Genomic DNA, 13,034 nt, shown 5'->3' with positions numbered 1-13,034 from the left:
TACACACGGCCCTCCATGGCGGTCCATCAGTTGATCCCAAGCTTCGGCCCCGGCGACGCCTCCGGTCAGGCCGCGCTGCACCTGCAACTCCTGCTGCGCCGCATGGGGCACGTGGGAGACATCTACGCGGAAGAGGTCGCCGGAGGGCTGCAGGGCCTGGCCCGCCACGTCTTCGCGCTGAAGCCGAAGCCGGATGACCTGGTGCTGTACCACCACGGCATCGCGTCCCCGCTGAGCGGGCGGCTGATGCACATGGACTGCAAGCGCGGCGTGGTGTTCCACAACATCAGCCCCGCGCGCTTCTACCAGGACACGCCGCTGGAGCACGCGCTGGTGGCCGGCCGCGCGCAGGTGGCCGCGATGGCGCCCTTCCTGGACGTGTCCATCGGGGACTCGGACTACAACAGCGCGGAGCTGCGCGTCGCGGGCCACCGCAACGTGCACACCGTGCAGCTCTTCATCGAGCAGGAGCGCTTCGCCGCGTCCGTGGCGGATGCCGCGAAGCTCGCGGAGCTGGCCGGGCCCGGCCCCACCCTGGTGTCGGTGAGCCGGGTGATGCCGCACAAGCGCTTCGAGGACCTGCTCGCGCTGCACCGGGAGCTCTTGCGCATCCGTCCCCAGGCGCGCCTGCTGATTGTCGGCGGCTACGAGCCGGGCAGCCGCTACTTCAAGTCGCTCCAGCGCGAGATGAAGGACTTGAGCGGAGTGCACTTCCTGGGGCGCCTGTCGCATCCGGAGCTGGTGGCCGTGTACCGCTCCGCGTCCGTGTTCGTCTCCATGAGCGAGCACGAGGGCTTCAGCGTTCCCATCATCGAGGCCATGGCCTCCGAAGTGCCTGTGCTGGCGTACGCGGCGGCGGCGGTGCCGGAGACGCTGGGCGGCGCGGGCATCGCGTTCGACCAGAAGCGCTACGCGTTCCTCGCGGAGCTGGTGGTGGACCTGTGCGAGGACAAGGACCTGCGCAAGTCGGTGCTCGACGGCCAGGCGCGCCGGCTCCAGCACTTCTCCCCCACGGCCGCGCAGGTGTCGCTCACGCGAGCGCTGGACGGCGTGGTGGCGCCGCCGCCCCGTCCGCGCAAGGCCCCGGCGAAGCGGCCGCGCGTGGCGCTGGTGGTGCAGCGCTTTGGCGAGGTGACGGGCGGCGCGGAGAGCCACGCCGCGCAGGTGGCGGAGCACCTGGCGCCGCACTGGGACGTCACGGTGGTGACGACCTGCGCGAAGAACCACCTGACGTGGGAGAACACCTTCCCACCCGGCGAGGACCGCTTTGGCCGCACGAAGGTGCTGCGCTTCCCGGTGACGCGCACGCGCAACATCCACGCATTCAACGACATGTCGCGCCACGTGTTCGGGCACGGCAACGAGCGACTGCGTGAAGAGCAGTGGGTGGCCGAGCAGGGCCCGCTGAGCCCGGGGCTGATGGAGCACCTGGCCACCACGCAGGACGCGTACGACGGCTACCTGTTCTTCACGTACCTCTACGCGCCCACTGCGTGGGGGCTGCCGCTGGTGTCGGACCGCGCGATGCTGGTGCCCACCGCGCATGACGAGCCGCCCATCCGCTTCGGCGTCTACGGGGACGTGTTCAACCGTCCCCGGGTGCTGATGTGCAACACGCCGGAGGAGGTCGAGATGCTCGGTCGCTTCCACCCGAACCATGCGCGGGCGCGCGTGGTGGGCGTGGGCGTGGACGCGCTGCCAGCGGTGCCCGACCGCTTCCGGGCGAAGTACGGCGTGCATGGCCGCTACCTGCTCTACGTGGGCCGGCTGGAGCCGGGCAAGGGCGTGCCGGACCTGCTGAAGTTCCACCGCCAGCTGCGGGAGCGCTACCAGGATGCGCCAGAGCTGGTGCTCGCGGGCGAGGCTCACATGGACGTGAGCGGCGAGGGCGTGCGGCACGTGGGGCGCATCTCCGAGCAGGACAAGCACGACGCGCTGGCGGGAGCGCTGGCGGTGGTGGTGCCGTCGAAGTTCGAGAGCCTGTCGCTCCTGACGCTGGAGGCGTTCGCGCAGGGGACGCCGGTGCTGGTGAACGGGCACTCGGAAGTGCTCGTGGGACAGGTGGAGCGCAGTGGCGCGGGCCGGGTGTACCGGGGGCTGGCGTCGTTCGTGGAAGGGCTGCGCGAGGTGGGCGAGGCCCGGGACGCGATGGGCAAGAGAGCCCGCATCTACGCGCAACGGCACACGTGGCCCCAGGTGGTCACGGCGTACCGGGAAGAGATGGCGCGCATCGTGGAGGAGACACACCGATGAAGCTGCTCGGACGGGACATTCCCACGAGGGCCCTGGTGGCCCGCATCGAGGAGCGGCTGCGCGTGCGCGGGCTGCCCACGTCGGAACCGGCGGAGGTGCCGGAGGACGGCGTGGAGCCGCGCGTGGATCCGCTGACGTTCAACATGCACGCGCTGGAGGAGAACGCGGACACGACGCGGGCCCTGCCGCTGCACACGCACCGCGCCGGCATGGGGCAGGCGGTGCTGCTGGCCAAGTGGGCCTTCCGCAAGACGTGCCAGGTGTTGATCAACGAGACCCTGGGCCGGCAGCGCGTGTTCAACGGGCTGGTGCGCGACTCCTACGCCCAGCTCTCCGCGGAGGTCCTCCGGCTGCGCAAGGAAGTGGACACGCTGCGGGCCCAGGCCGCGAAGGCACAGCAGCATCCGGAAGCCCCCAGACCGCCGAAGCCGCCGCCACCGGCCATCAGCCACGGCCGGCCCGCGCCACGGCCTCCTCCCGCCGAGGAGGGTGCGGGCCCCACGTCCAGGGAGAGGCCGCTTCCGGCCATCGACTACGGGCGTCCGGCGAAGCCGCCGCATGGCGAGCAAGGCCGTCCGTCCAAGCCCGCACCGGCCACCGGCTCCGCGCGTCCGGCGAAGCCCTCCCGGTCCAAGAACGCACGGGCCACGAAGCCCCCACGCGAGCAGGCGCCCCGGCCGGAAGGCACGACTCCCCCCGCCTCCCCTGCCCCGCGCGGCTCACGCCCGAAGCGCGGTGGACCGAAGAAGCATTAGCATCGCGGGCGGTGCGCTCTTGCACCGCGAGGGGGAACCGCCATGCGTTCAAGCATTCTCGTCCTGGGCCTGATGGCCTTCACCGGAGCGCTCCAAGCCGAAGCCGCGGACAAGCCCGTCGCGCTCATCTGGAAGGGCTCCAAGGACAAGGCCGAAGCCGAAGGCCAGGTGTACTCCTGGGGCAAATTCGAGAAGCTGTTCGAGAAGACCGGCCTCACCCTTCCGGAGGGCCACCCCAGGCTCGTCCAGAGCAAGACCGTCCCGGGCCTCAAACCCGGCTTCTGGGTCTGGCTCCTGGGCACCTGCCCGTCCGAAGACGCGGGTCCCGTCCTCGAACACCTCAAGCTGCTCGCCCCGGGGACGTACTCCCGCGAGGTGAAGCTCCCCACGAAGAAGCTCGCCTGCCCCAAGGCGCCGGAGTCCCCGCTGCTGGCCCGGGACGAAGTCCTCAAGGTTCCCCCGGACGCGACGTTGCGCGTGTTCACCCAGGAGGAAACAGAGTCCCCCGACGAAGAGGGAAACGGCAACACCGTCTCCCGGACCCGGTTCCACTTCGTCCTCTTTAGCAAAGACGGCGAGGTCCTCGACACGGCGGACACCGAGGGAGACATGGACGTCAGCGGAAACGACTCATCAGGGCCCATCGCCTACCGCTGCACGAACACGCGACTCGAAACGTCGAAGAACAAGGGCAAGGTGGTCCTCACCCGCCAGTGCGGCGCCAGCGGCTTCGCTGAGTGTGGCTCCATGGTGTCCGCGGACGAGAGCGTCACCGTGACCGCGACCGACCTCGCCGTGTCCGCGAGCGCCATGGAGCGCACGAACATCGAGCACGCCGAATGCGAATGAGCGCGTCCGCTCAAGGGAAGCGGTACACGGTGACGTAGCCGTCCTGGTGCACCATCTCGCCGCCCAGTTCGTCCGTGATGAACTGGTGGCGGATGGGGTGGAAGTAGTGCGTCACGTACCACTTGAAGTGGTGCTCCTTCAGGTAGCGCCGCATCTCCTCGCGCTCCTCTGGCGTGACGGTGCCGAACGCGTTGCGCATCCCTTCCGCAGCGCGGATGAGCCGCGAGTTCACCAGCGCCGACTCCCGCACCGGCAACCGGGACAGCCGGGCGTACGACACCGGCTTGCCGTGGAACATCTGCTCCCACTGCCCCTGCACGTTGTCCGTCAGCACCGCCGCGGGCATGGGTGCGTCGCGAATCTCGTTGAACACTGCCGGCAACCGGGGAGTGGAGGGCACCACCATCTGGAGGCCCCGGTACTCCACGTTCGGAATCAGCGCCACCGCGAGCGCCACCGCCACGCCCAGCCGTGCATCCCGCCGGGACGCCCACGCGCCCGCGTGCGCCGCGGCGAACGCCACCAGCACCGACAGCGACAGGAGCGTGAGCAGGATGAAGCGCACCGGCATGCCCCCGCGCGAGAACAGCGGCACCACGTGCTTGAACACCACGTACGGCATCGGAATCTGGACCTTGAGCGGCACGTTGAACGCCGTCAGCGGCTCCGACAGCGCCAGGTAGACCGCCAGCCCCAGGAGCAGCAGCACATCCCGCCGCCACACCCGCTCCCGCCACGCGGGCACCAGCGCCACCACGAGCAGGGTGACGATGAGCAGCACCACCGGCGACACCCGGTCCTCCAGGCCGATGTTGAGCACCGTGCCCATGGACAGCACCGCGAAGCCCAACCCCAGCCCCAACCACCGGCGCCCCTCCGGCACGCCCCGCCACAGCGCGAAGACGGCCAGCAGCGGCGTCAACCAGCCCAGGAACGTGCCGGTCTCCTCCAGGTTGGTCGACATCTTCATGCGCATGACGTTCAGGGAGAACTCACGCGCCGCCGCGGGCAGCTCCGTCATCCACACCGAGCGCGTGTCCGGAATGAAGAACGCGTACAGGTCCGTGAAGTAGTCGGAGTCGCCGTGATGGATTTGCAGCGGCGCGGGGAACGCATGCAGGAGCAGCGGCACCATGGGCGGCACGCACGCGAGCCCCGCCGCGATTCCCGCCACCGCTGCCCGTCGCACGAGAGGATCCTTCCACGTGTCCAGGGACAGCAGCGGCCCCCGCTTCCACCGCTCCGCCACCACCCACAGGAGTGAGAAGAGCGCGATGTAGACGAGGTAGTAGTAGTCACACAGCAACACGTACAACGCGCACAGCGCCAGCCCCACCAGCCACTTGCGCTTGCCCTCGTCCAACCAGCGGAAGAAGCAGAGCAGGTAGAGCGGCAGTCCCTCCAGCGCGGTGAGGTTCAGGTGCGCCGTCGCGTGGGTCAGGTGGTAGCGCGAGAAGTTGAACACGCACGCGCCCGCCAGCGCCGCAGCGGCAGCAAGCCACGGTCCATGGCCCGCGCGCTCCAGCAGGTAGCGCAGGAGCAGCCACGACGTGTAGCCCGTCAGCACGAACGAGCCGAACAGCACCACGTTGTACGCCGTCTCCACGGACATGAACGGCAGCAGCACCACGCCCCACAGCGTCTTGGCGGGGGCCAGCGTGTGCCAGTACAGCTCGGCGCCCAGGGGCCAGTGGAGGAAGGGCACGAAGAAGGGGTTCTGCGGCTGCACCCAGAGGGCCTGCCGCATCCACCACAGGTGCCACATGTTCATGTAGACGTCTTCGCGTCCGCCCATCACGTATCCCTTCATCTGGGACACGAGCGGCCAGGTGTGGAACGCCGACAGCGCGAAGAACGTGAGCAGCACCAGCGGGTGCAGCACCCGCCGCATCAAGGGGGACATAGGCGCGAGGGAAGACTCAGAGGGGCCGCTCGGCGGCCATCAGCATGTTGTCGCCCAGGTTGAACGGGATGGACCAGCTGGACGGCACGCCTCGCCGAACCAACTCCAGCACCGGCGCCGAGGGCGTGAAGCTCGCGCCCACCTTCCGCAGCAGGTAGTCCGCGGAAATGATGTGCGTGTACGTCCGGACGTCCGTGACGCGGAAGCCCACCTCTTCCAGCATCATCGCCAGGGTGCGGCGGCCGAAATAGAAGAGGTGCATGTCCATCAACCACGGCCACTGCCCGCCCATGAGGCGCGCCAGCAGGCTGCCCGCGTCGATGGTGGACAGGTAGATGCGGCCGCCGGGGCGCACCAGCTTGAGCGCCGCCTTCAGCTCCTCGCGCGGATCCGCGAAGTGCTCCACCACGTCCCACAGCGTCACCACGTCGTACTGAAGGCCCTTCGCCGCCAGCTCCCGCAGGGGAAGCCCGTGCACCGTGAAGCCCAGGCTCCGCGCGTTGCCGGCCGCCCAGCGCGACAGCTCCAACCCCTCCGGCCGGAAGCCCGCCTCGCGCGCCACATCCAGGAAGTAGCCGCAGTAGGCGCCCACATCCAACAGCGTGCGGTTCTGGGCCGGGCCCAGTTCGCGCAGCACGCGGCGGAAGGTGTGGTAGCGGTTGTCCTTCTCCGCGACGTAGAGCGGATCCTCCACGTCCTGGTACGCCTGGAGCAGCGTGTCCGGGGACAAGAGAGGCCACTGGAACATCATCCCGCAGTCCTCGCAGCCCCAGATGGGCGGGTGGCTCCGGTGGCCGAAGGACGTGCAGTTGTAGGCCGCCGCGCCCTGGGCCTGGGTGCCGCCGCGCGCCCGGTGACGCAGCCGCAGGCGCCCTCCCTTGCACAGGTAACAGGCATCCGGCACGGGGGCCAGGTGCGGTTCGGAGGCACGACGGGCGGCGTTGTCCTTCATGGCGGCGCACCGTAGCCGCACAGGCTCACCGCCTCAACACGTCGGGCGGAGCAAATCCGGCCCATGACGTCCATCGCACCCGCCAGCCTCCAGGCCCTAAGCTGCCTGCCTCCCCGAGGTCCCGTGACATGCGCGCCTTGAACGACCCCGCCTCCGCCCCTGCCCCGGCGCTCCAGTTGGGCCTCCCGGGATTCACTTTCGAAGACCTGTACCGCCCCAGTGGCCTGCGCCGGCTGGCGGAGCACTTCGACGCGCGACTCCAGGGCGACACGCCTGACCTGTTCCAGGCCTTCGACGCCTACCGCAAGTCCGGAGGCACCAGCCTCTCCGGACCGGCGGAGTCAGAGCTGCTCATCCAGGTGGCCCGCCACGTCTCGCGCTTCGTCGCCACGCTCTTCGGCATCACACCGGAGACCGAGCGACTGGCCAGCCACTTGCGCGGAGAGCTGCCCCTCTTCGACTTCAAGCGCGAATTCATCACGCGCCGCGTCTTCAAGAAGGGCGCGCAGGACCGTCCGACGCTCGCGGAGTTCCCGTCGCTGGACGCGCGCATGCGGCTGCTCATGCAGCTGGGCTTCCCGGACGCGCTCGCGCACGACGACCTGGAGCGAGGCCTCGCGGAGTCCATCCTCACGCTGCTCGACCTGGAGCGGCTCTACTCCGGCAACCTGCCTCCCGCGCACCAGGAGCGCGCCCCCGCCCTGCGCGAGCGGTGGGCCGGCCTGCGCGCCGCGCTCACCGCCACGCCCGAGGGCGAGGACGCGTTCGGCTCCAGCCTGGTGACGAAGGGCGACGACGCGGCGGAGCTCCAGGCCGTGCGCGCGCTGCTGTCGCTGGCGGACCGGTGGACGTACGCCCGCGCGCTGCACCCGGAGACCAAGGCCCTCTTCCACACCTGGCCCACGCTGCGGCTGCCCAAGCCGCTGGTGTTCGACCAACTGGTGCAGTTGCAGCGCCCGGACGCCCAGATGGAAGAGAAGACGGAGGGCCTGGAGCACCACCTGCGCCACCGCGACGGCTTCAAGCTCACCGACCGCCGGGGCACCCCGCGCGACGTGATGAACGAGGTGGACTACTGCGTCATCTGTCACGAGCGCCAGAAGGACTCGTGCAGCAAGGGCTTCCCCGCGAAGGACCCGGTGGCGGAGGGGCACTCGTTCAAGAAGAACCCACTGGGCATCCCGCTCACCGGCTGTCCGCTGGACGAGCGCATCTCAGAAGCACACGCGCTCAAGCGCGAGGGTGACTCCGTGGCCGCGCTGGCCATCGTGACGTTGGACAACCCCATGTGCGCGGGCACCGGCCACCGCATCTGCAACGACTGCATGAAGGCCTGCATCTTCCAGAAGCAGGAGCCGGTGAACATCCCGCTGGCGGAGACGGCCACGCTCACGGACGTGCTGGAGCTGCCGTGGGGCTTTGAAATCCACGGCCTGCTCACGCGCTGGAACCCGCTCAACATCCGCCGTCCGTACGCGCTGCCCTACGTGGGCCGCAACGTGATGGTGGTGGGCCTGGGCCCCGCCGGCTACACGCTGTCGCACTACCTGCTCAACGAAGGGTTCGCCGTCACCGGCGTGGACGGCCTCAAGATTGAGCCGTTTCCCGACGAACTGGTGGGCCGCGACGGCCACGCGGCGCTCCAGCCCATCCACGACTGGAGCAAGCTGACGCGCGAACTGGACGAGCGCGTGCTGGAGGGCTTCGGCGGTGTCTCCGAGTACGGAATCACCGTGCGCTGGGACAAGAACTTCCTCACGCTCATCCATCTGACGCTCGCGCGCAGGGAAGGCATGCGCATCTACGGCGGCATCCGCTTCGGCGGCACGCTGACGGTGGAGGACGCATGGGCGCTGGGCTTCGACCACGTGGCCATCGCCGCGGGCGCGGGCCGCCCCACCATCATCGGGATGAAGAACAACCTCATCCGGGGCATCCGCAAGGCGTCCGACTTCCTGATGGCGCTGCAGCTCACGGGCGCCTTCAAGCGCGACTCGCTGGCGAACCTCCAGGTGCAGCTGCCCGCCATCGTCATCGGCGGCGGCCTCACCGGCATCGACACCGCCACGGAGCTGATGGCGTACTACCCGGTGCAGGTGGAGAAGACGCTGGAGCGCCACGAGAAGCTGGTGGAGGACCTGGGTGAGGCCACCGTCCTCGCGCGCCTGGACGCCGAGGAGCGCGCCACCTACCAGACCTTCCTGGAGCACGGCCGCGCCGTCCGAGCCGAGCGCCAGAAGGCCCAGACCGAAGGCCGCGCTCCGGACTTCATCCACCTGGTGCGCGCATGGGGCGGCGTGAGCCTGGTGTACCGCCGCGGCCTCACCGAGTCCCCCGCCTACCGCCTCAACCACGAAGAGGTCTCCAAGGCGCTGGAGGAAGGCATCCGCTTCATCGAGCGGATGAGTCCCTCGGAGGCGCTGCAGGACGACTCGGGCGCGGTGCGCGCCATCCGCTTCGAGCGCATGGTGACGGTGGACGGGAAGCTCAAGGGAAGCGGCCAGTTCTTCGAGCTGCCCGCGAAGACGGTCTGCGTGGCCGCGGGCACGTCCCCCAACGTCACCTACGAGAAGGAATACCCGGGCACCTTCCAGCTCGACGAGGCGAAGGAGTACTTCCAGGGCCACGAGCTGGTGGAAGACGGCAGCGGCTTCAAGCTCCAGCCAGTAGAGGCCCAGGAGGATCCCGAGGCGAAGGTGGGCTTCTTCACGTCCTACCAACGCGACAGCCGCTTCGTGTCCTTCTACGGCGACAACCACCCGACCTACGCAGGCAACGTGGTGAAGGCCATGGCCAGCGCGAAGGACGGCCATCCGCAGGTGGCGCGCCTGTTCGCGAAGGAGGTCGCGGGCCTGGACTTCAACGACGCGGCCGCGCAGGAGGCGCGCGAGTCGAAGCGCGCCGCCCACTTCGCGAAGCTGGACGAGGCCTTCCTCGCCACCGTCGTCGGAGTGAACCGGCTCACGCCGACCATCGTGGAGGTGGTGGTGAAGGCGCCCTTCGCCGCCAGCCACTTCTCCCCCGGCCAGTTCTACCGGCTCCAGAACTTCGAGCGGAACGCGCCGCTCGTGGACGGCGTGCGCCTCACCATGGAGGGCCTGGCCCTCACGGGCGCGTGGGTGGACAAGGAGAAGGGCCTGATGGGCACCATCGTGCTGGAGATGGGTTCCTCCTCCCGCCTGTGCGCGGCGCTCAAGCCCGGCGAGCCCGTCGTGCTGATGGGCCCCACGGGAGCGCCCACGGAGATTGGCCACAACGAGACGGTGGTGCTGGTGGGCGGCGGCCTGGGCAACGCGGTGCTCTTCTCCATCGCGCGCTCACTCAAGGCGGCGGGCTGCCGCGTGGTGTACTTCGCGGGCTACCGATTGAAGGCGGACTCGTTCAAGCAGGACGAGATTGAAGCCGGCACCGACCAGGTCATCTGGTCCGTGGACTCCGGCGACCTGCTGGACGTGCGCCGTGCACAGGACGCGGCCTTCCGGGGCAACGTGGTGCAGGCCATGGTGGCCTACGCCGAAGGGAAGCTGGGCGTGAAGCCCGTCATCTCCTTGAGCGAGGTGGACCGCATCATCGCCATCGGCTCGGACCGGATGATGCGCGCGGTGGCGGAGGCGCGGCACGGCGTGCTCCAGCCGTTCCTCAAACCGGGGCACGAGGCCATCGGGTCCATCAACTCCCCCATGCAGTGCATGATGAAGGAGATCTGCGCCCAGTGCCTCCAGCGGCACGTGGACCCCGTCACCGGCAAGGAGACGTGGGTCTTCTCCTGCTACAACCAGGACCAGCGGCTGGACCACGTGGACTTCGTCAACCTGAACCAGCGCCTGCGCGGCAACACCGTGCTGGAGAAGCAGGGTGACGCCTTCCTCGCGCAGCTCCTGAAGAAGGCGCCCCAGCTCAAGCGCGTGTAGCTACCGGCGCACGCCCGCGAAGGCCTTGAGCATGTCCTGGTAGTTCTTCGTCAGGTCGGCCTCGCGGGCCAGCACCACGTCCACGTTGGCGTCGCCGAACTCCCGGCGCGCCTCCGGGAGCTTCTGGAAGGTCTCCACCTGGAGCCGCATGGACTCCACCTGCGGCGCCAGCTCCTTCTGCTGTTCCTCCGGCATGCGGGCCTGGAGCGCCTCCAGCTTCTTGAGCTCCTCCTCGTACTGGAGCGTGCGCCCCATCTGCCGCTGGCTGATGACGGCGGTGACGACCTCGGCGATGCGGTTGACCTCGTCCGTGGACAGCCCCGCCGCCTGGCGCGCGTCGACCTCTGCCTGCGCCTTGCGCTCGATGAGCTTCAGGCCGCTCCTGGCCTTCTCCATCGCCTGGGGGGTGCCCGCGTCCAGCAGCGGCCCCATGTCCTGGAGGCTGCGCATCAGCGACCCGTACACCTCCAGCATCTTTCGCTGGTAGCCGACGTACGCCTCCAGCTTCTCCTTCGTCAGGGCGTAGGGGCCGGACGGCGCGTCGTCTCCAGCCTCCCTGGCCTCCCCACCCTCCAGGCGGGCGACCGTGCCCCTGGCGTCACCCGCGCCCTCCGGCCCCCCTTCCGCCGCGTCCTTGCGACAGGCGGACAGGGCCAGGACGACAGCCAGACACCCCAACAACTTGCGCATGCCACCTCCCGTGAACGCCAGTGGGTGGCCAGTGTATGCTCGGGTTGGCCCCCCACGAACGGCGGTTCCCGAACGCCCGCAATGCGCAGGCTGTTCCGGGCACTGAACATTCGACTCATTACCTTTGACCAACCGGGCCACGGTCATGTACGAACCGCGGTCTTGTCGAGACCGGTGGAGGGATTTTGAGGATTTTCCTGGTAAGGCACGGCGATGCGGACGCAGAGATCCCCGAGGGTCTCGGCGACGAGGCGCGCGCGCTGACCGCGAAGGCCCGTACGAATGTCGCCGCGCATTTCGCGTCACTGTCTGAGCGCATGGGGCCCATCAGCCTCATCCTCACCAGCCCGCTGGTGCGGACGGTGCAGACGGCGCAGATCCTCTCCAACTCCGTGAAGCATGAAGGCCTCCTGCGCGTGCATCGCTGCCTGCTGCCGGACATGCCGGTGGGAGCGGTGGAGCCCGTGCTCAAGGAGTACTCCGACGAGAACCTCGTCCTGGTGGGCCACCAGCCCTCCATGGGCGCGCTCGCGGCGCACCTGCTGGGGATGCAGTCCTTCCCCAAGCCGGTGAACCCGGGCACGGTCATCGCCATGGAGTGGCCGGACACGCCCACCAGCACGGAAGACCAGGTGCCCGGCGAGAAGGGGGAGAACCCCCCGGCGCAGCACCTGAAGTTCCTGTTCTACTCCGCCCCTGGCCAGCAGGTCCTCGACGTCATCCAGTGACGTCCGGGAGCGCGCGGCCATGATGGACGAAGCCCGCTACCATTCCCTCGTGGCCGCCGCGTTCAAGCGCATCCTGGCGGCCGCGGACACCTTCGACCCGGACGTGCTGGAAGCCGAAGCCACCGGTGACAAGGTGACGCTCACGGCCGCGTCCGGCGAGAAGTGCATCATCAACACCCAGCGCGCCGTCTGGCAGATCTGGGTGGCCGGACAGGGCCAGGGCATCCACTTCAGCCACGATGATGCCTCGCGCGCCTGGAAGGACGACAAGGGCAAGGGGCTGGAGCTGTTCGCCTTCGTCTCGGACGTGGTGCGACACCTCACCGGCGAAGCGCTCGTCTATCCAGCCTGAGGCCGTCCTGAAGGCCCGTCTGGGTTCCTGCTGAAGCCCGGAAGGAGGCCCGTGGCGACTGGCCACGGGCTTCCAGGCGTGACGACTCAAACCGTCATCACTTCCTTTTCCTTCTTGGCGACCAGGTCGTCCACCGACTTGATGCCGGCATCGGTCGCCTTCTGGACCTCTTCCGTGCGGCGCTTGAGGTCGTCCTCGGTGATCTTCTTGTCCTTCAGCTGAGTCTTGAGGGCCTCGTTCGCGTCGCGGCGGATGTTGCGGATGGCGACCTTGTGCTCCTCGCCCTTCTCCTTCACCTGCTTCGCGATCTTCTTGCGGGTCTCCTCGGTGAGCGGAGGAAAGGGCAGGCGGATCATCTCGCCGTCGTTCATCGGGTTGACGTCGAGGTTCGCCTCACGGAGGGCCTTCTCGATGTCCTTCAGCACGCCCTTGTCCCAGGGCTTGATGACGATGAGGCGGGGCTCCGGCGCGCTGATGCTGGCAACGCCGTTGAGCGGCGTGGGCGTCCCGTACTGGTTCACCTTGATGCCGTCCAGGATGTTGGTGTTCGCCCGGCCGGTGCGCGCCTTGGCCAGTTCCCGCTTGAGGTCTTCCACCGACTTGTCGATACGGCCCTTCAGATCCGCCGTGTCAGCCATTGT

Annotated in this window: 10 protein-coding genes; 6 read left to right on the top strand and 4 right to left on the bottom strand. The window is 68.9% G+C overall.

Annotated elements, in window-relative coordinates; all coding sequences use genetic code 11:
* The first annotated feature begins 15 nt into the window (after positions 1–15).
* Genes D7Y04_RS11080 through D7Y04_RS11070 form a run of 3 tightly spaced genes read left to right on the top strand, consistent with a single transcriptional unit; the run spans position 16 to position 3,857 of the window.
* Positions 16–2,253 carry a glycosyltransferase family 4 protein gene (locus tag D7Y04_RS11080; RefSeq protein WP_121759345.1) on the top strand — a complete coding sequence of 746 codons (2,238 nt, stop codon included), beginning with the start codon at positions 16–18 and terminating at the stop codon, positions 2,251–2,253.
* Positions 2,250–3,008, top strand: coding sequence for a hypothetical protein (locus D7Y04_RS11075; RefSeq protein ID WP_120598246.1), 759 nt, complete (start codon positions 2,250–2,252; stop codon positions 3,006–3,008). The genes D7Y04_RS11080 and D7Y04_RS11075 overlap by 4 nt, the downstream gene beginning before the upstream one ends.
* Before the next feature lie 42 nt (positions 3,009–3,050).
* On the top strand, positions 3,051–3,857 hold the full coding sequence (locus D7Y04_RS11070) for a hypothetical protein (RefSeq protein WP_121759182.1): 807 nt from the start codon (positions 3,051–3,053) through the stop codon (positions 3,855–3,857).
* Between the two features lie 10 nt (positions 3,858–3,867).
* On the opposite strand, the gene D7Y04_RS11065 is transcribed toward D7Y04_RS11070, so the two are convergent.
* A complete protein-coding gene (locus D7Y04_RS11065) occupies positions 3,868–5,760 on the bottom strand; it encodes a hypothetical protein (RefSeq protein WP_121759181.1) in 1,893 nt (630 codons plus the stop codon).
* 16 nt (positions 5,761–5,776) lie between these two features.
* Positions 5,777–6,712 (bottom strand): class I SAM-dependent methyltransferase, encoded by a 936-nt coding sequence (locus D7Y04_RS11060; protein WP_233601348.1) that lies wholly within the window; start codon positions 6,710–6,712, stop codon positions 5,777–5,779.
* A 128-nt stretch (positions 6,713–6,840) separates the two neighbouring features.
* On the opposite strand from D7Y04_RS11060, the gene D7Y04_RS11055 reads away from it, so the two are divergent.
* On the top strand, positions 6,841–10,623 hold the full coding sequence (locus D7Y04_RS11055; protein WP_121759180.1) for an FAD-dependent oxidoreductase: 3,783 nt from the start codon (positions 6,841–6,843) through the stop codon (positions 10,621–10,623).
* On the opposite strand, the gene D7Y04_RS11050 is transcribed toward D7Y04_RS11055, so the two are convergent.
* Positions 10,624–11,313 (bottom strand): hypothetical protein, encoded by a 690-nt coding sequence (locus D7Y04_RS11050; RefSeq protein WP_121759179.1) that lies wholly within the window; start codon positions 11,311–11,313, stop codon positions 10,624–10,626.
* A gap of 185 nt (positions 11,314–11,498) precedes the next feature.
* On the opposite strand from D7Y04_RS11050, the gene D7Y04_RS11045 reads away from it, so the two are divergent.
* Together D7Y04_RS11045 and cyaY are read left to right on the top strand one after the other, a co-directional pair.
* The gene (locus D7Y04_RS11045) at positions 11,499–12,041 is read left to right on the top strand and encodes a histidine phosphatase family protein (protein ID WP_120559234.1); all 543 of its coding nucleotides are present in this window, start codon (positions 11,499–11,501) and stop codon (positions 12,039–12,041) included.
* A 19-nt stretch (positions 12,042–12,060) separates the two neighbouring features.
* On the top strand, positions 12,061–12,393 hold the full coding sequence (gene cyaY / locus D7Y04_RS11040) for an iron donor protein CyaY (RefSeq protein WP_120598242.1): 333 nt from the start codon (positions 12,061–12,063) through the stop codon (positions 12,391–12,393).
* Between the two features lie 86 nt (positions 12,394–12,479).
* Here cyaY and frr read toward each other — a convergent pair whose 3' ends face one another.
* Positions 12,480–13,031, bottom strand: coding sequence for a ribosome recycling factor (gene frr, locus D7Y04_RS11035; RefSeq protein ID WP_120598241.1), 552 nt, complete (start codon positions 13,029–13,031; stop codon positions 12,480–12,482).
* Between the last annotated feature and the right edge of the window lie 3 nt (positions 13,032–13,034).

This window comes from Corallococcus sp. AB038B (assembly GCF_003668955.1).
GTDB lineage: Bacteria > Myxococcota > Myxococcia > Myxococcales > Myxococcaceae > Corallococcus > Corallococcus exiguus.
The sequence above is the reverse complement of the archived record's forward strand: the minus strand, read 5'-3'. Positions and strand labels throughout refer to the sequence as shown.